21 protein-coding genes are annotated in these 16,563 nt (G+C 59.2%); 13 read left to right on the top strand and 8 right to left on the bottom strand.

Features of this window, described 5'->3' with window-relative positions:
- Positions 1–39: 39 nt before the first annotated feature.
- Positions 40–327 (bottom strand): co-chaperone GroES, encoded by a 288-nt coding sequence (locus Q1A44_RS11510; RefSeq protein ID WP_039684223.1) that lies wholly within the window; start codon positions 325–327, stop codon positions 40–42.
- 290 nt (positions 328–617) lie between these two features.
- Between Q1A44_RS11510 and Q1A44_RS11515 the strand changes: the two genes are divergently transcribed.
- Both Q1A44_RS11515 and Q1A44_RS11520 read left to right on the top strand, forming a co-directional pair.
- A complete protein-coding gene (locus tag Q1A44_RS11515; RefSeq protein WP_299624728.1) occupies positions 618–899 on the top strand; it encodes a PepSY domain-containing protein in 282 nt (93 codons plus the stop codon).
- 63 nt (positions 900–962) lie between these two features.
- Positions 963–1,460 (top strand): helix-turn-helix transcriptional regulator, encoded by a 498-nt coding sequence (locus Q1A44_RS11520; RefSeq protein WP_299624730.1) that lies wholly within the window; start codon positions 963–965, stop codon positions 1,458–1,460.
- Between the two features lie 117 nt (positions 1,461–1,577).
- Here the strand turns inward: Q1A44_RS11520 and Q1A44_RS11525 are convergent, their stop codons facing one another.
- On the bottom strand, positions 1,578–2,252 hold the full coding sequence (locus Q1A44_RS11525) for a DUF2161 domain-containing phosphodiesterase (RefSeq protein WP_299624732.1): 675 nt from the start codon (positions 2,250–2,252) through the stop codon (positions 1,578–1,580).
- A gap of 565 nt (positions 2,253–2,817) precedes the next feature.
- Between Q1A44_RS11525 and Q1A44_RS11530 the strand changes: the two genes are divergently transcribed.
- The 6 genes from Q1A44_RS11530 to Q1A44_RS11555 all read left to right on the top strand — a co-directional run bounded on the left by Q1A44_RS11530 (position 2,818) and on the right by Q1A44_RS11555 (position 7,968).
- A complete protein-coding gene (locus Q1A44_RS11530) occupies positions 2,818–3,738 on the top strand; it encodes a manganese-dependent inorganic pyrophosphatase (protein ID WP_299624734.1) in 921 nt (306 codons plus the stop codon).
- A gap of 271 nt (positions 3,739–4,009) precedes the next feature.
- Entirely contained in the window at positions 4,010–4,882 is an 873-nt protein-coding gene (locus Q1A44_RS11535) for a TIGR01459 family HAD-type hydrolase (RefSeq protein WP_299624736.1), read from the top strand.
- A gap of 88 nt (positions 4,883–4,970) precedes the next feature.
- Positions 4,971–5,414: a MaoC family dehydratase gene (locus tag Q1A44_RS11540; protein WP_299624738.1), complete on the top strand. Its 444-nt coding sequence runs from the start codon at positions 4,971–4,973 to the stop codon at positions 5,412–5,414.
- Between the two features lie 117 nt (positions 5,415–5,531).
- Entirely contained in the window at positions 5,532–6,464 is a 933-nt protein-coding gene (locus tag Q1A44_RS11545; RefSeq protein WP_299624740.1) for a bifunctional riboflavin kinase/FAD synthetase, read from the top strand.
- A complete protein-coding gene (locus Q1A44_RS11550) occupies positions 6,461–6,931 on the top strand; it encodes a YcgN family cysteine cluster protein (RefSeq protein WP_299624743.1) in 471 nt (156 codons plus the stop codon). The genes Q1A44_RS11545 and Q1A44_RS11550 overlap by 4 nt, the downstream gene beginning before the upstream one ends.
- A complete protein-coding gene (locus tag Q1A44_RS11555) occupies positions 6,931–7,968 on the top strand; it encodes a low specificity L-threonine aldolase (protein ID WP_299624745.1) in 1,038 nt (345 codons plus the stop codon). The genes Q1A44_RS11550 and Q1A44_RS11555 overlap by 1 nt, the downstream gene beginning before the upstream one ends.
- Positions 7,969–7,971: 3 nt before the next feature.
- Here Q1A44_RS11555 and Q1A44_RS11560 read toward each other — a convergent pair whose 3' ends face one another.
- A complete protein-coding gene (locus tag Q1A44_RS11560) occupies positions 7,972–8,763 on the bottom strand; it encodes an FkbM family methyltransferase (RefSeq protein ID WP_299624747.1) in 792 nt (263 codons plus the stop codon).
- A gap of 155 nt (positions 8,764–8,918) precedes the next feature.
- Entirely contained in the window at positions 8,919–9,518 is a 600-nt protein-coding gene (locus tag Q1A44_RS11565; protein WP_299624749.1) for a 2-hydroxychromene-2-carboxylate isomerase, read from the bottom strand.
- Positions 9,519–9,624: 106 nt separating this feature from the next.
- Here Q1A44_RS11565 and Q1A44_RS11570 point away from each other — a divergent pair, with 106 nt between their 5' ends.
- Together Q1A44_RS11570 and Q1A44_RS11575 are read left to right on the top strand one after the other, a co-directional pair.
- Complete coding sequence (locus Q1A44_RS11570; protein ID WP_299624751.1) at positions 9,625–10,644, top strand: ribose-phosphate pyrophosphokinase; 1,020 nt, start codon at positions 9,625–9,627, stop codon at positions 10,642–10,644.
- Complete coding sequence (locus tag Q1A44_RS11575) at positions 10,619–11,092, top strand: GFA family protein (RefSeq protein WP_299624753.1); 474 nt, start codon at positions 10,619–10,621, stop codon at positions 11,090–11,092. Before Q1A44_RS11570 ends, Q1A44_RS11575 begins: the two co-directional genes overlap by 26 nt.
- Here Q1A44_RS11575 and Q1A44_RS11580 read toward each other — a convergent pair.
- Complete coding sequence (locus tag Q1A44_RS11580; protein ID WP_299624755.1) at positions 11,089–11,535, bottom strand: GFA family protein; 447 nt, start codon at positions 11,533–11,535, stop codon at positions 11,089–11,091. The genes Q1A44_RS11575 and Q1A44_RS11580 overlap by 4 nt on opposite strands.
- Positions 11,536–11,727: 192 nt before the next feature.
- On the opposite strand from Q1A44_RS11580, the gene Q1A44_RS11585 reads away from it, so the two are divergent.
- Genes Q1A44_RS11585 through Q1A44_RS11595 form a run of 3 tightly spaced genes read left to right on the top strand, consistent with a single transcriptional unit; the run spans position 11,728 to position 14,076 of the window.
- Positions 11,728–12,546 (top strand): ABC transporter substrate-binding protein, encoded by an 819-nt coding sequence (locus Q1A44_RS11585; protein WP_299624757.1) that lies wholly within the window; start codon positions 11,728–11,730, stop codon positions 12,544–12,546.
- Positions 12,543–13,352, top strand: a complete 810-nt coding sequence (locus Q1A44_RS11590; RefSeq protein WP_299624759.1) for an amino acid ABC transporter permease — start codon at positions 12,543–12,545, stop codon at positions 13,350–13,352. The genes Q1A44_RS11585 and Q1A44_RS11590 overlap by 4 nt, the downstream gene beginning before the upstream one ends.
- On the top strand, positions 13,339–14,076 hold the full coding sequence (locus Q1A44_RS11595) for an amino acid ABC transporter ATP-binding protein (RefSeq protein WP_299624761.1): 738 nt from the start codon (positions 13,339–13,341) through the stop codon (positions 14,074–14,076). Before Q1A44_RS11590 ends, Q1A44_RS11595 begins: the two co-directional genes overlap by 14 nt.
- 67 nt (positions 14,077–14,143) lie before the next feature.
- Here Q1A44_RS11595 and Q1A44_RS11600 read toward each other — a convergent pair whose 3' ends face one another.
- The 3 genes from Q1A44_RS11600 to atpD form a co-directional block, all read right to left on the bottom strand.
- A complete protein-coding gene (locus Q1A44_RS11600; RefSeq protein ID WP_299624763.1) occupies positions 14,144–14,494 on the bottom strand; it encodes an H-type lectin domain-containing protein in 351 nt (116 codons plus the stop codon).
- A 123-nt stretch (positions 14,495–14,617) separates the two neighbouring features.
- Positions 14,618–15,043 (bottom strand): F0F1 ATP synthase subunit epsilon, encoded by a 426-nt coding sequence (locus tag Q1A44_RS11605; RefSeq protein WP_299624765.1) that lies wholly within the window; start codon positions 15,041–15,043, stop codon positions 14,618–14,620.
- A gap of 87 nt (positions 15,044–15,130) precedes the next feature.
- Positions 15,131–16,555, bottom strand: coding sequence for a F0F1 ATP synthase subunit beta (gene atpD, locus Q1A44_RS11610; protein WP_299624767.1), 1,425 nt, complete (start codon positions 16,553–16,555; stop codon positions 15,131–15,133).
- Positions 16,556–16,563 lie beyond the last annotated feature (8 nt).

Here is a 16,563-nt window from a genome sequence, read left to right on the forward strand (position 1 = left end):
TGAGATTGTTGGGAAGAGGATCAGAGAATCGCGGTGCGCTTACTCGATGATCCCCATGATGTCGCTTTCCTTCATCATCAGCAGCTCTTCGCCGTCGATGGTGACTTCGGTGCCGGACCATTTGCCAAACAGCACTTTGTCGCCAGCTTTGACACCCATTTCGATCAGCTCGCCGCTGTCTTTGCGGGCACCGGGGCCTGCGGCGACGATTTCGCCTTCGCTGGGCTTTTCCTTGGCGCTATCGGGGATGATAAGTCCGCCAGCGGTTTTCTCTTCGCTTTCCGTGCGGCGTACCAGCACGCGGTCATGAAGCGGTTTCAATGCCATCTTTGCAGCTCCTTAAGGCTCAAAGTTTCTCTCTTGGTCCCGGCGTTCGAGACCGTTAGCACTCAACGCATTCGAGTGATAACGAGCGGTAGTTAGGCAGGTCGCCCCGCGGAGTCAACGCTCCGCTCGGGACATCCGTCGAAATATTTTCATGAAATGCACCATAAACCTTCGGCCTAGTCTGTGTCGGATCAGCCAAAGGGCGCATTCTGATTGCCCAACCCCACGCACAGATCATCCCCAGCCGCACTGACGCGGTGCAGTCAGACAATGACCAAAGGAGACTTCTGATGACCTATTTTACAAAACCCGCCATCCTCGCCGCCCTGATCGTGCCTGCCGCCGCTTTCGCAGGTCTGGAGTTGGGCCAGCCCTTGGGCACAACGGATGCTGACGTGCGTGCAGCTTTGACCGGCATGGGCTATGAGGTGCAAGAGATCGAGATCGAAGACGACGAAATTGAGGCCGAAGTGACCCTGGATGGGGTCGCCTACGAAATCGAAGTGGCCATGGACACTGGCCTGATCACCGAGATTGAGCATGAGGATGACGCGGGCGGCGACGACGACTAAGCTGTCGTTCAGTTGCGGCCGCCCGGAGTGGTCCGGGCGGCCCCTAATTTACGGAAGACCGACATGCCCACACGCCGTACCATCCTATGGACCCTGTTTGCCGTTCAGGCCGTTTGTTGCGTCTATTTTTTGAGCGACACGTTTTTTGATCTGGTCATGCCGACTTATCAAAATGCGCTCGCAGAAAGCGATATTGTGGAAGGGGTGGTGACAATTGCATTGTTTTTCGGCCTGGCCTTCACATGGTCAGAACTGCGCGCAATGATGCGCCGCGAAGATCGGATCACCGATCAACTGAAAGTCGCATCCGGCGCTTTTGCCGAGCTGCTGGAGTTACGCTTTGACGAATGGGCGCTGACAGAGGCGGAACGTTCTGTCGCCGTCATGGCGCTCAAAGGGTATTCGGTGGCGGAAATGGCGGCATTGCGGGATACGGCCCAAGGGACGGTCAAAGCACAGTGTGCCGCGCTTTACCGCAAAGCGGATGTGTCCGGGCGTCTGCAACTTCTCAGCCTGTTTTTGGACGACCTGATGGCAGAGACATTGCTCCCCGCCCGCTAGAGGCGTTTTTCGACGCGAAAAACGGCAGGAAACCGACACGGTTTCCGCGCAAGACATTACTGCAGCGCGCTGATGTTTTCCGTGTCGGAAAACAGCCGGACTTCGTGTCGAAGTCCGTTACGATCCCAAAACGGTTGCCGAACCGGCGACGGCATCTGCCCCGGACGGCGTCAATCCGTAAACGCCAGTCTCGACTTTTTCGAACCACCCGTAATGGTCATCACGCATCATGGTGGTGGCCCGCGCGACACCTGTCTCACGGGCAACATCTGCCCCTTTGCTGGCACCCACCTCAAACAGATATACGGCAAGCTTCAACGCATCCTGGCGATAAGCCGTAATCAGCCCGGAGCGCGTTTGCCCCCCGTCATTCGGATCACCCTGGCGCCGGGCAAACTCGCGCAACAGCTGACCCTGACGCTTGGTGTTCTTGCGGGGCGTATAAGTGCCAGGGTCGCAATGTACCTGCACCAGACCATCCGACAGACGCACCGTCATCAATCCCAAACCCAAGCGACGGCACAGCGTCGTCATGTCTTTGGTCGCCTTCAAAAACCGCTTTCCCTTGCCACGCTGAATCGCCATGTAAACGTCATCGCTCACCTTAAGTCGGGCGACACACTGGTGCACAAGCGTCAGAGAAAACCCAAGCTTCAACTCGACGATCACGGGCGGCTCCGCACCGCGGATGGCCACAACATCGGCCGCGCCCACTTCTGACTTCACGACATACCCTTGCGCCTCAAGAAAGGCTTTGACAGGTGGGTAGAGGTCGGTTTCGCGTTCGGCCACGTCAACTCCTTGGTGAGTGCAGATTGGGCCATGCGAGGAAAACCCACGCACGGCCCGCTGACAAGCCCTAGCGCCCGCCAATGCGCCCCGGAATGCGGGGCGGCCGGCCTCCTTTGGTCTGTGGCCGGGAATGGCGCAGTGGTGCGCGTGCTGGGATTTTGCGCCCCATGGGCGCAGGTCTTGGGTCCGCCATAGCACGGCTGGTCCCCACCTTGCGGGGTTTGGGTGTGTTTCTGGGCATGCTGTGCCTCGTCGTGTCTGAAAGGATGGAAAAGATCGCCTTGCGGCGGCAGCAATGATCCCGCGTTGCGGGTCAGGCCAAAAAGTCCATTGTCAGGTCACTCCTGTCTCAAAAGGCCGTGGCGCCAACGGCGCCAAAGGGTCGAGCGGTTAAGCCAGTTTATCCATGTGCAGGGCACTCCTTTTGACAGGCCTGAATCGTAGCCCGCATTCCAAATCCGGTCAATCCTGCACCGCGACATTTGGACAGGGTCACGCCCCCGTGACATGCGCACGCGCCCTGCTATAAGGGCGCAAAATACACGCGTCTAAAGGACATCCCGCCATGACCACTCTTGTTTTCGGCCACAAATCTCCCGACACCGATTCCACCGGCTCTGCCATCATCTGGGCCTGGTACCTCAATGAGATCAAAGGCGGCGACGCCGAGGCCGTACTTTTGGGCGAGCCCAACACCGAGGCCGCCTTTGTGCTGGAGAAATGGGACCTGCCCAAACCCCGGATCATTTCGGATGTGGACGCAGAACAGCCGGTCGTCATCGTCGATACAAACAACCCCGCCGAGTTGCCTGCCGGGATCAATGACGCCGACATCACCGCAATCATCGACCACCACAAACTGGTCGGCGGCCTCGAAACCAAAGGCCCGATCGACATCCGGATCGAACCACTGGCCTGCACAGCCACCATCATGTGGAAAATGATCGGCAAGGACATGGCCCAAGCCCCCGCTTGGATCAAAGGCGCAATGCTGTCGTGCATCCTGTCCGACACGCTGGAATTCCGGTCGCCCACCACAACGCAAGAAGACAAAGCCATCGCCCACGGTCTGGCCAAGGATCTTGGGATTGACCTGAGCGCCTATGCCTCCGAAATGTTTGAGGCAAAATCTGACGTCTCCGCCTTTTCCGATGCGGAGCTTCTGCGCATGGACAGCAAGGAATATACCGTTGACGGCACGGCCTTCCGCGTTTCCGTTCTGGAGACAACTGCGCCCAAGCTGGTGTTGGACCGCAAAGACAGCCTGATGGCCTCCATGGTCGACGTTGCTAAGGAAGACGGCGCGGATCAGGTCCTGCTTTTCGTCATCGACATCCTGAACGAAGAAGCGACGATGCTTGTCCCGAACGAGATGACCAAAACCGTCGCAGAGAAAAGCTTTGGCGCGACCGTTTCTGGCGACAGCGTCGTCCTGCCCGGCATCATGAGCCGGAAAAAACAGATTATCCCAAGCCTCAAAGTCTGAAATTGGGTGGCGGACCAGGGGTTCGCCTTATCAGGTGAAAATGCAGGGGCGGACCGAGTGGTCCGCCCTTTGTCGTTCGGCTGTGACATTCCGGGCACGCTGCCCCCGGCCTGCGGCCTCCCCCGGGATTTTTCCAGCACGGAGAAAGCTACCCGCGTTGGTTAAAGCGTGCTCGTAAGGCGCAGGGGCCCTGCGCCACCGACCCCTCGGCCCTTTCCCTGACGCCGGGGCTGTGGCAGACCGCGTGCAACTCAATTGCAAAGGCGTGCCCATGGCCCAGATCATTTCCGCATTGTCCGAAATTTCCGACCGCTACGATGCGCTGTTCGTTGACCTTTGGGGCTGCGTGCACAACGGCGTTCACGCTCTGCCCGAGGCGGTCGCGGCTTTGCAAGCCTACCGCGCCAAGGGCGGCAAGGTGGTTCTGGTCACCAATTCGCCGCGCCCCCGCGCCGGTGTGACCAAACAACTTGTCCACTTTGGCGTTCCGGATGACGCCTGGGACACGATTGCGACCTCTGGCGACAGCGCCCGCGCCGCCATGTTCCGCGGCCTTGTGGGCGAAGAGGTCTATTTCATTGGGCAACCGGGGGAGGAGAAATTCTTTGAACCCATCGGCGTTATCAAGGAGCCGATCGACGTTAAAATGGTGCCGTTGGAGCAAGCAAAGGGCATCGTCTGCACTGGTCCGCGCGACCCGATGGCCGACCCGGATGTCATGCGGCCTGAGTTTCTCATGGCAAAGCAACTGGGTCTGAAGCTGCTATGCGCCAACCCCGATATCGTGGTGGACCGGGGCGACGTGCGCGAATGGTGCGCAGGTGCTTTGGCGCAACTTTATACCGAGATGGGGGGCGAGAGCCTCTATTTCGGCAAACCCCATCCACCGATCTATGATCTGGCACGACGGCGCCTGATGGAGTTGGGGGTGGATGTGCCCGACAGCGCGATATTGGCCATCGGCGATGGCGTGTTGACCGACATTGCGGGCGCGATGGGCGAAGACATTGATTCCCTGTTTATTTCGGGTGGTTTGGCAGCCGCCGAGACGAAAACGACGCACCAACCTGACCCCGATCTTCTAAAGGCCTATTTGGAAAAGGAAAAATCCGCACCGACCTTTGCAATAGGACATCTTCGCTGACCTTCTTTTCCCTTGATTTTCTGCACATGCAAAGTAATAACCTTGCGTAATAGACAATCAATGCGTCAGAAAATTACCGGAGCGTCAAATGTTGGACAATCTACCGCGCGGCACAATTTGCATCGAAGACATCGAGATGGGCATGGCCCGTCACCTGCGCAAAGTCGTGACCGACGAAGATATCGAGATGTTTGCCCAGATCTCGACCGACCGGAACCCGGTGCACTTGGACGACGACTATGCACGCGACACGATCTTCGCTGGGCGCATTGCGCACGGGATGCTGACGGCTGGCCTGATCTCTGCCGTGATCGGGGAACAATTGCCGGGTCACGGCACTGTATACATGGGGCAGTCTCTGAAGTTTTTGGCCCCTGTGCGCCCCGGCGACATGGTCTATGCCGAGGTGAAAGTGGTGGACATCGACTTTGCCAAGCGCCGCGTGAAGCTGGATTGCCATTGTAGTGTCGACGGCAAGAAAGTCCTGATCGGTGAGGCAACCGTTTTGGCACCCTCGCGCAAATTCGACTGATCGGGCTTGGATTAGGGGCCTGTGCCCACGACTGTGGCCTCCTTCGGAATAATTGCTGCCAAAAGAACGTTCGGTCGCGTTCTTGCCCTTGCGCCTGCGCGGGGCTAGGCATGGCGCATGAGGATCGTGCGCGACTATCAATTTGTTGAAGCCGAAGACCGCGGAGCCACTGCGGCCATCGGAAATTTCGACGGTGTGCATCTGGGCCACCAATCCGTGATTGATCTGGCCCGTGCTGCTGTCGCCGACGCCCCTTTGGGCGTTCTGACCTTCGAGCCGCATCCCCGCGTCTATTTTGCCCCCGATGCGCCGCCATTCCGACTGATGAGCCAGGCAGCACGCACCAGCCGCTTGGAAAAGCTCGGCGTTGAGCGTCTATATGAATTGCCCTTCAACGCGGGCCTTGCCGCCCTCAGCCCCCGTGACTTCGCGCAGCGTGTTATCTGCGACGGTTTGGGTCTCGCGCATGTGGTTGTCGGCGCTGATTTCTGCTTTGGTCAAAAAAGGGCCGGGACAGCGCAGGATCTGGTGCAATTTGGCAAAGAGATGGGATTTGGCGTGACCATCGCCCCCCTTTTGGCGCAATCGGAGGCGACCGTGTCCTCCACAGCGATCCGCAAGGCCCTGACCGAGGCCCGCCCGCGCGATGCCGCCGCGATGCTGGGCCATTGGCACCGGATCGAAGGGCCGGTGATCGGTGGCGAACAACGCGGTCGCGAACTGGGCTATCCCACGGCCAATATGTCCATTGACGGGCTGCACCCGCCTGCATTTGGGGTCTATGCCGTTCTTGCGGACGTGTTGGAAGGGCCGCACCAAGGCCAGTATCACGGTGTTGCCTCTATGGGCGTGCGCCCGATGTTTGGCGAAAACCGCCCTAACCTGGAAACCTTCATTTTTGATTTTTCCGGCGACCTTTACGGCACGCCGCTGTCCATTGCCTTGGTCGATTACCTGCGGGGTGAGGAGAAATTTGCCGGACTGGATGCGTTGATCACCCAGATGGATGCCGACAGCGCGCAGGCCCGAGCCATTCTGGCGGCCATATGACGGACCCAATCCGGCGCGACGGGTTATCCCCCCGCTTTTGGGAGCGGAAATCCCTAAAGCAAATGACCGAAACGGAGTGGGAAGCGCTGTGTGATGGCTGTGGCAAATGCTGCCTGAACAAGCTGGAGGACGAGGACAGCGGCGAGGTCGCCCTGACCCGTGTGGCCTGCCGCTTGCTGGACGACGCCACCTGCCATTGCGCACATTACGAAACCCGCCACCAATTTGTGCCCGATTGCATCGTCCTGAAACCGTCGAACATCGACAGCCATATGTATTGGATGCCTCAGACCTGCGCCTATCGGCTGCTGAACGAAGGTCGTCCTTTGTACGACTGGCACCCGCTGATCTCTGGCACCGCCGACAGCGTGCATGCGGCTGGCGTTTCCATGCAGGGGCGTACGGTCAGCGAATTTGAGGTGGCAGATGACGATTGGGAAGATCACATCATAGAGGAACCGACCTGATGATTTTCGCCTCTGACAATGCAGGTCCCGTCCATCCACAGATCATGGAACGGGTCATTGCCGCCAATGACGGCTATGCGATGTCTTATGGGGCCGATCCGATCATGGACGAGGTCCGGCAGGCGATCCGCACCCAGTTTGAAGCGCCAGAGGCAGCGGTCTATTTGGTCGCTACAGGCACAGCGGCGAACGCGCTGTCGCTGGCCTGCTATGCGCAGCCCTGGCAGACCGTGTTTTGCAGTCCCGTCGCCCATATCCAAGAAGACGAATGCAACGCGCCTGAATTTTACTCAGGTGGGGCCAAACTGACGCTCGTGCCTGGTGGTGACACAATGACGCCTGCCGCCCTGCGCGGGGCCATTGCCGCCCAAGAGGTGCGCGGCGTGCATGGGCCACAACGGGGTCCGGTGTCGATCACGCAGGCTTCCGAAAGGGGCGGCGTTTACGACCTGCGTACCCTCAAGGACCTGACAGCCGTGGCCAAGGACTATGACCTGCCCGTCCATATGGATGGGGCCCGTTTTGCCAATGCGCTGGTGGCGTTGGGATGCACCCCGGCTGAGATGACGTGGCGTGCAGGCGTGGATGTGCTTTGCCTGGGCGGGACCAAAAATGGCTGCATGGGTGTCGAGGCAGTTGTCTTCTTTGACCCTGACAAAGTTTGGGAGTTTGAGTTGCGCCGCAAGCGTGCGGCCCATCTTTTCTCGAAACATCGCTATTTGTCGGCGCAGATGGCGGGCTATCTGGAAAACGGGCTGTGGTTGGAATTGGCCGAACAGACCAACGACGCCGCCGCCCGTCTGGCGGCAGGTTTGCGCGATGCGGGCGCTGACTTTTTGCATGAACCCCAGGCAAACATGATATTTGCCAGCTTTCCGCGGGCGACGCATCAGCGCCTGCACGAGGCAGGCGCCAAATACTATATTTGGGAAGGGACACTGGACGGCACTGACCCGGACGAGACACTCGCCGCCCGCCTTGTGTGCGATTGGTCCTGTACGCCTGCACAGGTGGACCAGTTCTTGTCCCTTTTCTAACCCCTACACACTCCGAAACAGGCCACGTGCATTTTGCGGCATATAGATCGCGTTGCGTTCGATCAGACCGGCGCGGCGATAGCCGGCCAACGGGAAAAGCTCTGCCAGGCCTGCCTCGATGTTGCGACGTTTCCAGCCGCGTTCTGCCTCAACGATGATGCATGGCGAATGGGTCGCGATGATCTGGCGCGCGCCCAGAATGGCCGGCCATTCATGCCCTTCCACATCCAGATGGATCAAAGCCACCTGGCGGCTCGTGTCCACCAGACTATCAAGTGTCTTGGTCTCTACCGTGATGGTTTCGCCTTCGGCGGCTTCATCGACGACTTTTGCGCGCGCGGCCATGGAATTGCCATTGGGCTTGGCCACCTGCAAATGCAACGCCCCCGGCGCTTCGCCCACCGCACAGTCGTGCATGTCGATATTGCGCAACCCGTTCAGCCACGCGCTGAACAGGGCCGCCTCACGGGCGATCGGGTTGGGTTCAAATGTGTGCAGGCGGGCACCGGGCGTTAGCGCCTCGCTGAGCGCAGGCAGGAAATCACCGATAAAGGTGCCCCCCGTGATCACGTCGCCACCTTGGCGCAAGAGCCGCGCCATCAAGCCCAGTGTTGCAGGTTCGTATACGCCCCCATTGGCCAAAATCTCGGGCACTTCGCGGCCTTTGAAGTCGTGTGGCACGCAATAGAATCCGTATTCGTTCGCGACGATGTCATATTCGAACTGAGGGACAGGCGGCGGATTGGCCACCGCCGCGCCGATCAGGTGATTGAGGTGAGGTTCTTGTAGACCCATTTGTTCCGCTCGCTTTTCCGCGTTTTTGTTTCAAACTGGAGACAAACAATCAGAGAAACGTGGCGAGAATGGGCCTGCATTATGGAAACTATGGATCGCATATGGTGCGATTGTTTCCTGATATGTGGCGGCGCGTGGGCCGCCACATCAACGCTTTACAACGTGCCGGACAGGTGCGCATCCAGATCTTCGATCTTGTCCTGGCCCCAGAACCGCTGGTCTCCGTCCACGATATAAAACGGTGCGCCAAAGACGCCTTTGTCCACCGCCTCTTCGAGGTTGGCGGCATAGGTTTCGGCACCGGTCAGCAGCCCGCTGTCGGACAATGCAGGGTCAAAGCCCGCCTCGGTCAGCGCTGCCTTGATCACCGCATCCTCTGCAATGTCCTTTTCCTCGGACCAGACAGCCCGCAGGATGGCGTGCACCAATTTGCCCAAGTCGCCGCCGCCCGCGTTTTGCGCCGCGATGATGGCATAAGAGGACGGGGCCGCATTGGTTGGCCAATGCGCGGGTTTGAGGTTGAAGGGCATGTCGTATTTCTTGGCCTGGCGCACCAACTCCTGGGCGCGATACTCGATGCGATTGATGTGGCGATCCTTGGGCGGCGTTCCCCCCGTCCGGCCAAACAGCGCAATGACATCGAGCGGTTTGTAGGTGATAGTCGCCCCGTGTTTGGCCGCAACCTCTTCAAACCGTGTGCCTGCCAAATAGGTATAAGGGGACAGGGTCGCGAAATAATAGTCGATATGGGCCATTTTAAATCTCCGGTTGGGGGGTCAACTGTTTCGCGGGACCGTACCCCCGTGCTAAGCGGTGTCAACATCACGAATCTGTCACAATCGTGTTGCGCAGGGGGACATCATGCCAACAATCGAAGAGCCCAAGCTGATTTCGGGCAATGCCAACCTGCCATTGGCCAAAGCCATCGCACGGCGCATGTCGCTGCATCGGGGCGTCAATGTGGGCCTCGTCGAAGCCCGGGTCGAGCGGTTCAATGATGGCGAGATTTTCGTCGAGGTCTTCGAGAACGTACGCGGCGAGGATATGTTCATTATCCAGCCCACGTCGAACCCCGCCAACGACAATCTGATGGAACTGCTGATCATGTGCGATGCCCTGCGTCGGTCCTCCGCCGCACGCATCACCGCCGTGATCCCCTATTTCGGCTATGCCCGTCAGGACCGCCGCACCAAGGCGCGTACGCCCATTTCGTCCAAACTGGTGGCCAACATGCTTGTGGGTGCGGGCATCGAGCGGGTGTTGACAATGGACCTGCACGCGGCCCAGATCCAGGGCTTTTTCGATATCCCGGTGGACAACCTGTACGCCTCTCCGATCTTTGCCCTCGACATCAAGACCCAATTTGCGGGCCGCATGGATGAGTTGATGATCGTGTCACCCGATGTGGGCGGCGTGGCCCGTGCTCGCGAATTGGCCAAGCGCCTCGGCGCGCCTCTGGCCATCGTGGACAAACGGCGCGAGAAACCGGGCGAGATCGCCGAGATGACGGTGATCGGGGATGTGAGCGGCAAGACCTGCCTGATCGTGGACGACATGGTCGATACCGCTGGAACGCTCTGCAAGGCCGCCGAAGTGCTGACCGAAAACGGTGCCAATGAGGTCCATTCCTATATCTCCCATGGCGTCATGTCGGGCCCTGCAGTCGAACGGGTCACCAATTCGGTGATGAAGTCGCTGGTCATCACCGACAGCATTCAGCCCACCAACGCCGTCAAAGGTGCCCCGAATATCCGCATCGTGCCCACGGCCCCCGTTTTTGCCCAGGCCATCCTGAACATCTGGCACGGCACCTCTGTGTCGTCGCTCTTTGAGGCTGAAACGCTGAGCCCGATCTATGACGGCATGTACGCAGCTGAGTGATGTGACCCGCACGCCGGCCACGGGTGGTTGCCAATGTGGTGCTGTGCGGTACGCCATAGGGCGGCTTGGCGTCGCGTCGATCTGCCATTGCCGCATGTGCCAAAAGGCGTTTGGTGGCCTTTTTGCCCCTTTGGTAGAGGCCGGTGACATCGTCTGGACACGCGGCAACCGTTCCATCTTTCACAGCTCGACCACCAATTGGCGCGGCTTTTGCAGCGCTTGCGGTACGCCGCTTACCTATGAGCACGAGACCCTGATCGAAGTGGCCATCGGCACGCTCGACAACCCCGACCTTGCGCCCCCGACCGTGCAGGTCAATCCCAGCCACAGGCGGCACTTCTTTGACACCCTGCCCGACATTCCGGTGAAACCCGAGGCGATGCGCGTTGAGGACGACGTCTGGAATGTGTCTGTGAAGTCACACCAGCATCCCGATCACGACACTTAAGGGGCGAGCCGCTCGGCCTCGTTCAACATCACGCCGCTGCCGCCTGCCATCTCGGGCATGTCGCGAAATTTGGGCAAGCCATCGACTAGGTCAAACACCCGTTCCTGATAATTGATGTGCGACGACGGCTGAAACGTAAAATCCCTCAACACGCCACCGAATATGTCATACATCCGTGACCCCGGTAAAAACGTCCCGATGGCACCACCACAGATCTTGCAACTGAACTTGCCGCCTTCGGGATGATCCGTATTGGAATGTCGGTGCATTTGATCCCGACCCGCCACAATATTCACCTGCGCCTCAGGCCAAAGAATACAGGCCGTCACCGGCTGGCCGGACCACTTGCGACAGCTGGAACAATGGCAATAGCATTGCACAACCGGATCCCCCTGGATCGCCAGCTTGACGACACCGCAATAGCATTCTGCGTGATAATCCATGTCTACCTCCGTGATGTACCGATCCAGCATAGGCGGCGCGCGTCGGCATGAGTATCCCTAACCCGTCACCAAATCCATGAACGTACTTCTTAAGCGCCACGCCATCTTATGCACCGCGCGACACGCGAACACGCTGGACAGCCCCCGCCCCATTGCGGATGATGCCCGCAAAACCAAATGGGGAGTTCACTGATGAAAACCGTAATCGCCGCCGTTGCCGCCACTCTTATCGCAGGCAGTGCCATGGCCGCAGGCCACTGTGCCGCGGGCAAGACCCTGACGGAAGGCAAGCTGACCATAGCCACAGGCAACCCGGCCTACTACCCTTGGGTTCTTAATGACGCGCCCGAGGCGGGCGAAGGGTTCGAGGCCGCCGTCGCCTATGCCCTTGCCGAAGAAATGGGATTCGCCGCCGAAGACGTAACATGGACCCGGACCTCCTTCGATCAGGCGATCCAGCCCGGGCCCAAAGATTTTGATCTGAACATGCAGCAGTTTTCGATCACCGCCGAGCGGGACAAAGTCGTCGATTTCTCCGCCCCTTATTACACAGCGCCACAGGCCGTCCTGACCACCCAGGACATCTTTGTCGCGGGTGGCACGTCGGCCACAATGGCCTTCCTGAAAGAGGTGCAATGGGGCGTCGTTGCCTCGACCACGGCCCTGCCCGTCGTGATGGAACAAATCCAACCGACCAAAAGCCCGCTGGTCTACGACGACAATGCCAACGTAATCGCGGCCATGCAGGCGGGCCAGATTGATGCCGCCCTGTTTGACCTGCCCACCGCGCTCTTCACATCAGCCGTGCTGATGGACAATGGCGCAATCCTGGGTCAGTTCGATCCCGCCGCTGCCGAAAACCCCGACCAGTTCGGTGCGCTGATGCCCGAAGGCTCCGCGCTCAAGGCCTGCGTGGATGAAGCGCTCGACGCATTGAAAGCAGACGGAAGCCTTGCCGCGATCGAAGCCGAGTGGCTGCAAGAAGCGACAGGCGTACCCTTGATCAAGTGACCCGACGCGCGGCCTATGAGGCACGGCAGCGACGCCGTGCCAATCTGATTGCCGGAGGCAGCACAGTTGCTGTGCTGCTTTTGGTTATTGTGCTGGTGCCACTCGCCCCGGGGTGGGAGGCCGTACGCGCCTCGTTCTTCGATGGCGAGATTTTCCTGCGCACCTTCCCCGATCTTGCCCGAGCCTTCCTGCTGGACGTGGCGATCTTTGCCTGGTCGGTGCCGATGATCTTTGCCATGGGACTGGCCATTGCACTGGCACGAGGCACCAACAACCCTGCGCTCTTTCCTTTGCGGATCTTCGGCGCTGTTTACGTTGACCTCTTTCGCGGCATCCCGGTGGTCCTGCTCGTCTATCTGGTGGGCTTCGGCATTCCGGGCTTGGGCCTGCCGCGACCGTGGAATTCGCCCTATATCTGGGGCACCGTAGCGCTGGTATTGACCTATTCGGCCTATGTAGCCGAAGTGCTGCGCTCCGGCATCGAAAGCATCCATGCCAGCCAACGCAACGCGGCCATCTGCCTGGGGCTCAGCGAACGGGACACAATGCGTTATGTGATTCTGCCGCAGGCGATCCGCCGTGTGGTACCTGCCAATATGAACATGCTGGTGGCTCTGCAAAAGGATGTGGCGCTTTTGTCCTTTATCGGCCCTGTGGAGATCCTGCGCCAGGCCGGCATCTTCAAATCTCTCCTGGCCAATTTCACGCCATATGTTGTCGCCGCCGTCATTTTCCTCTGCGTGACGGTGCCTGCCACCCGCTATGCCGACTACCTGATGAACAAGGATCGCAATGCCAGGTCCTAGATTGTCGCTGCGCGGCGTAACGAAATCCTTTGACGATGTGGCCGTGCTGAAAGGCATCGACCTCGATGTGGGGCGCGGCGAAATGCTGTGCCTCATCGGTGCGTCGGGTTCTGGCAAGTCTACCCTGTTACGCTGCATGAACGGGCTGGAGCCCGTGGATGATGGCCAGGTCCTGCTGGACGGGATCGACATTGCAGAACCGGGCTTTGACCTTGGCCCGATCCGCCAACAGATCGGGATTGTTTTCCAAAGCTTCAACCTCTTTCCCCATATGACCAATTTCGACAATGTCTGCCTCGCACCCCGCCGCGTGCTGCGCGAGCGTGAGGATAGCCTGCGCCCCCGGGTCGAGGCGCTGTTCGAACGGTTTGGGCTGGGCGCACATATGCGCAAATACCCCGATCAGTTGTCAGGCGGGCAGCAGCAACGGGTGGCCGTGATCCGGGCGCTCGCGATGAAGCCGCAAACCATGCTTTTTGACGAGATCACTTCGGCCCTCGACCCCGAGCTGGTGGGTGAAGTCCTCGACGTACTGCGCAAGCTGCGCGATGAAGGGATCACAATGGTGCTGGCTACGCATGAAATGGGCTTTGCGCGCGAACTGGCCGACAGGGTCTGTTTCATGGACCAAGGGGTCATAGCCGAGGAAGGGCCGCCAGACATGATTTTCTCAGCACCGGAAAAAGAACGGACCCGCAAGTTCCTGGCAAGCATCCTGCGTTAGGGTCCACCGTCTTTGTTCTTAAAAAGTCTTCCGCGAAGGGGGGCGGTCGGCAAATACATCAAAAGGATCAATAAAGATCCCAATCATCCACCTGGCGCAATTCGCCCATTGCCATCCACGCCACCCGGACACGGGCCACACGGGTGTCACCCCAGGTACGGAACACCAAATCAAATCCATCCTCAGTGATGGTTTCGGCCGCAACATCTGCCCGCAGCGGTGTTTCATTGTCCACATCCCACATAGAGATACCCACCTGCACCACCGGGACAGACCGGAAAGGCTCGGAAAACGCAATGCGCCTGCGGCGGTCGCGCTGGCCGCGGCCCGTCCACATCTCGCCGCCGTCCTCAAAGTCAGAGAAGAGAACCGTGTCACCCTGATCAACGCCGATCAGGTGGTTGCGTAGTCTTTTCATTGCGCCGTCTTTGTCATTCCGCCTAAGGGTCTAACACGTGAAAGCGGCAATTTAAGGCCCGAAAAATGAAAAAGGCCCCGCAAAATGCAAGGCCTTCGTCATAACTGATGAGAGTTTTCTGCTTTAGAGGCTGGGCTGCTTGGTGCTCAGACCAATTTCGCCGCCAACAGCGACCATGTCAGCCAGCAATTTGGCAGCATCGTCAACCAGGCCTGGTTCGTTGCCAGCCGCATCTTTGGTGCGGGTATAGGCGTCTTGGGCCTCTTCAAACATTGCATCCATCTGGTCTTGGGTCATGTCGCCCTTGGCCACAGCCTGTTCGGCCAGAACCGACACACCCTGCGCACCAATTTCGGCGAAACCGCCTGTCACGACGTATTCATGGGTCGTGCCTGCCGCCTCAACCCGGAGCACACCGGGACGCAAGGTGGTGATGGTCGGCGCGTGATCGGACATGATGGTCATGTCACCATCTGCACCCGGGATCTGCACCGATGCCGCGTCCAGGGATGCAAGGCTCCGCTCGGGGGATACCAATTCGAATTGCATATCGGTCTCCTTAACGGGCCGACGGGGTGAACCCCGCCCCATGCCCGGAGGTTAAGATGTAGGGCGGGGTTCACCCCGCCGCACGTTTTAAGCAGCGTCCGCAGCCATTTTCTCGGCTTTGGCAATCACTTCGTCGATACCGCCAACCATATAGAACGCACCCTCGGGCAGGTGATCATATTCACCGGCCACAACTGCCTTGAACGAGGCAATCGTGTCTTCCAAAGGCACCTGGATACCGTCAGAGCCTGTGAAGACCTTGGCCACGTCGAAAGGCTGCGACAGGAAGCGCTGGATTTTACGGGCGCGCGACACGGTCAGTTTGTCTTCTTCCGACAGTTCGTCCATCCCGAGGATCGCGATGATATCCTGAAGCGATTTGTAGCGCTGGAGGATCTGCTGCACGTCCGAGGCCACCTTGTAGTGCTCTTCACCCACAATCTGCGGGTCCATCAGACGGCTCGACGAGTCGAGCGGGTCCACAGCAGGGTAAATACCCAGCTCGGAAATCGCACGCGACAGAACGGTTGTGGCGTCCAAGTGCGCAAAGGTTGTGGCAGGCGCAGGGTCGGTCAAGTCGTCCGCAGGCACGTACACGGCCTGGATCGAGGTGATCGAACCGGATTTTGTCGATGTAATCCGTTCCTGCATCGCACCCATGTCGGTGGCCAGCGTTGGCTGGTAACCCACAGCAGAAGGAATACGACCCAGCAGGGCCGACACTTCGGAACCGGCTTGGGTAAAGCGGAAGATGTTGTCGACAAAGAACAGAACGTCGGTACCGGACGCATCGCGGAACTGTTCGGCCAGTGTCAGGCCGGTCAGAGCAACGCGTGCACGTGCACCGGGAGGTTCGTTCATCTGGCCGTACACCAGGGCAACCTGCGACTCTTCGAGGTTGTCCGGCTTGATAACGTTGGATTCGATCATCTCGTGGTAGAGGTCGTTGCCCTCACGGGTCCGTTCCCCCACACCCGCGAACACGGAATAGCCCGAGTGCACTTTGGCGATGTTGTTGATCAGTTCCATGATCAGAACGGTCTTGCCCACGCCGGCACCGCCGAAGAGGCCAATTTTACCACCCTTGGAATAGGGGGCCAGCAGGTCGACCACTTTGATGCCTGTGACCAGGATCTCGGATTCAGTGGACTGTTCAGCGAACGCAGGCGCGTCCGCGTGGATCGGGCGGCGTTCCTCGGCATCAACCGGGCCACCTTCGTCAACGGGCTCGCCCACGACGTTCAGGATGCGGCCCAGGGTCTTGGGACCGACGGGCACCATGATGGGGCCGTCCGTGTCGGTCACTTCCTGGCCGCGGACTAGACCTTCGGAGCTGTCCATCGCGATGGTGCGCACCGTGTTTTCACCCAGGTGCTGCGCCACTTCCAAGACCAGTTTGTTGCCGTTGTTGTCGGTGGTCAGCGCGTTCAGGATCTCTGGCAGGTGGTCATCGAACTTCACGTCAACGACGGCCCCGATGACCTGTGTTATTTTGCCTTTAGCGTTTGCCATGTTTCGTC

The sequence above is a fragment of the uncultured Tateyamaria sp. genome, from assembly GCF_947503705.1.
In the GTDB taxonomy this organism is placed as follows: Bacteria; Pseudomonadota; Alphaproteobacteria; order Rhodobacterales; family Rhodobacteraceae; genus Tateyamaria.

Excerpts from the sequence above, each read along its gene's own strand:
- Q1A44_RS11510 (WP_039684223.1), bottom strand. The coding sequence starts at position 327 with ATGGCATTGAAACCGCTTCATGACCGCGTGCTGGTACGCCGCACGGAA.
- Q1A44_RS11515 (WP_299624728.1), top strand. The coding sequence starts at position 618 with ATGACCTATTTTACAAAACCCGCCATCCTCGCCGCCCTGATCGTGCCT.
- Q1A44_RS11520 (WP_299624730.1), top strand. The coding sequence starts at position 963 with ATGCCCACACGCCGTACCATCCTATGGACCCTGTTTGCCGTTCAGGCC.
- Q1A44_RS11530 (WP_299624734.1), top strand. The coding sequence starts at position 2,818 with ATGACCACTCTTGTTTTCGGCCACAAATCTCCCGACACCGATTCCACC.
- Q1A44_RS11535 (WP_299624736.1), top strand. The coding sequence starts at position 4,010 with ATGGCCCAGATCATTTCCGCATTGTCCGAAATTTCCGACCGCTACGAT.
- Q1A44_RS11540 (WP_299624738.1), top strand. The coding sequence starts at position 4,971 with ATGTTGGACAATCTACCGCGCGGCACAATTTGCATCGAAGACATCGAG.
- Q1A44_RS11545 (WP_299624740.1), top strand. The coding sequence starts at position 5,532 with ATGAGGATCGTGCGCGACTATCAATTTGTTGAAGCCGAAGACCGCGGA.
- Q1A44_RS11550 (WP_299624743.1), top strand. The coding sequence starts at position 6,461 with ATGACGGACCCAATCCGGCGCGACGGGTTATCCCCCCGCTTTTGGGAG.
- Q1A44_RS11555 (WP_299624745.1), top strand. The coding sequence starts at position 6,931 with ATGATTTTCGCCTCTGACAATGCAGGTCCCGTCCATCCACAGATCATG.
- Q1A44_RS11560 (WP_299624747.1), bottom strand. The coding sequence starts at position 8,763 with ATGGGTCTACAAGAACCTCACCTCAATCACCTGATCGGCGCGGCGGTG.
- Q1A44_RS11565 (WP_299624749.1), bottom strand. The coding sequence starts at position 9,518 with ATGGCCCATATCGACTATTATTTCGCGACCCTGTCCCCTTATACCTAT.
- Q1A44_RS11570 (WP_299624751.1), top strand. The coding sequence starts at position 9,625 with ATGCCAACAATCGAAGAGCCCAAGCTGATTTCGGGCAATGCCAACCTG.
- Q1A44_RS11575 (WP_299624753.1), top strand. The coding sequence starts at position 10,619 with ATGACGGCATGTACGCAGCTGAGTGATGTGACCCGCACGCCGGCCACG.
- Q1A44_RS11580 (WP_299624755.1), bottom strand. The coding sequence starts at position 11,535 with ATGGATTATCACGCAGAATGCTATTGCGGTGTCGTCAAGCTGGCGATC.
- Q1A44_RS11585 (WP_299624757.1), top strand. The coding sequence starts at position 11,728 with ATGAAAACCGTAATCGCCGCCGTTGCCGCCACTCTTATCGCAGGCAGT.
- Q1A44_RS11595 (WP_299624761.1), top strand. The coding sequence starts at position 13,339 with ATGCCAGGTCCTAGATTGTCGCTGCGCGGCGTAACGAAATCCTTTGAC.
- Q1A44_RS11600 (WP_299624763.1), bottom strand. The coding sequence starts at position 14,494 with ATGAAAAGACTACGCAACCACCTGATCGGCGTTGATCAGGGTGACACG.
- Q1A44_RS11605 (WP_299624765.1), bottom strand. The coding sequence starts at position 15,043 with ATGCAATTCGAATTGGTATCCCCCGAGCGGAGCCTTGCATCCCTGGAC.
- atpD (WP_299624767.1), bottom strand. The coding sequence starts at position 16,555 with ATGGCAAACGCTAAAGGCAAAATAACACAGGTCATCGGGGCCGTCGTT.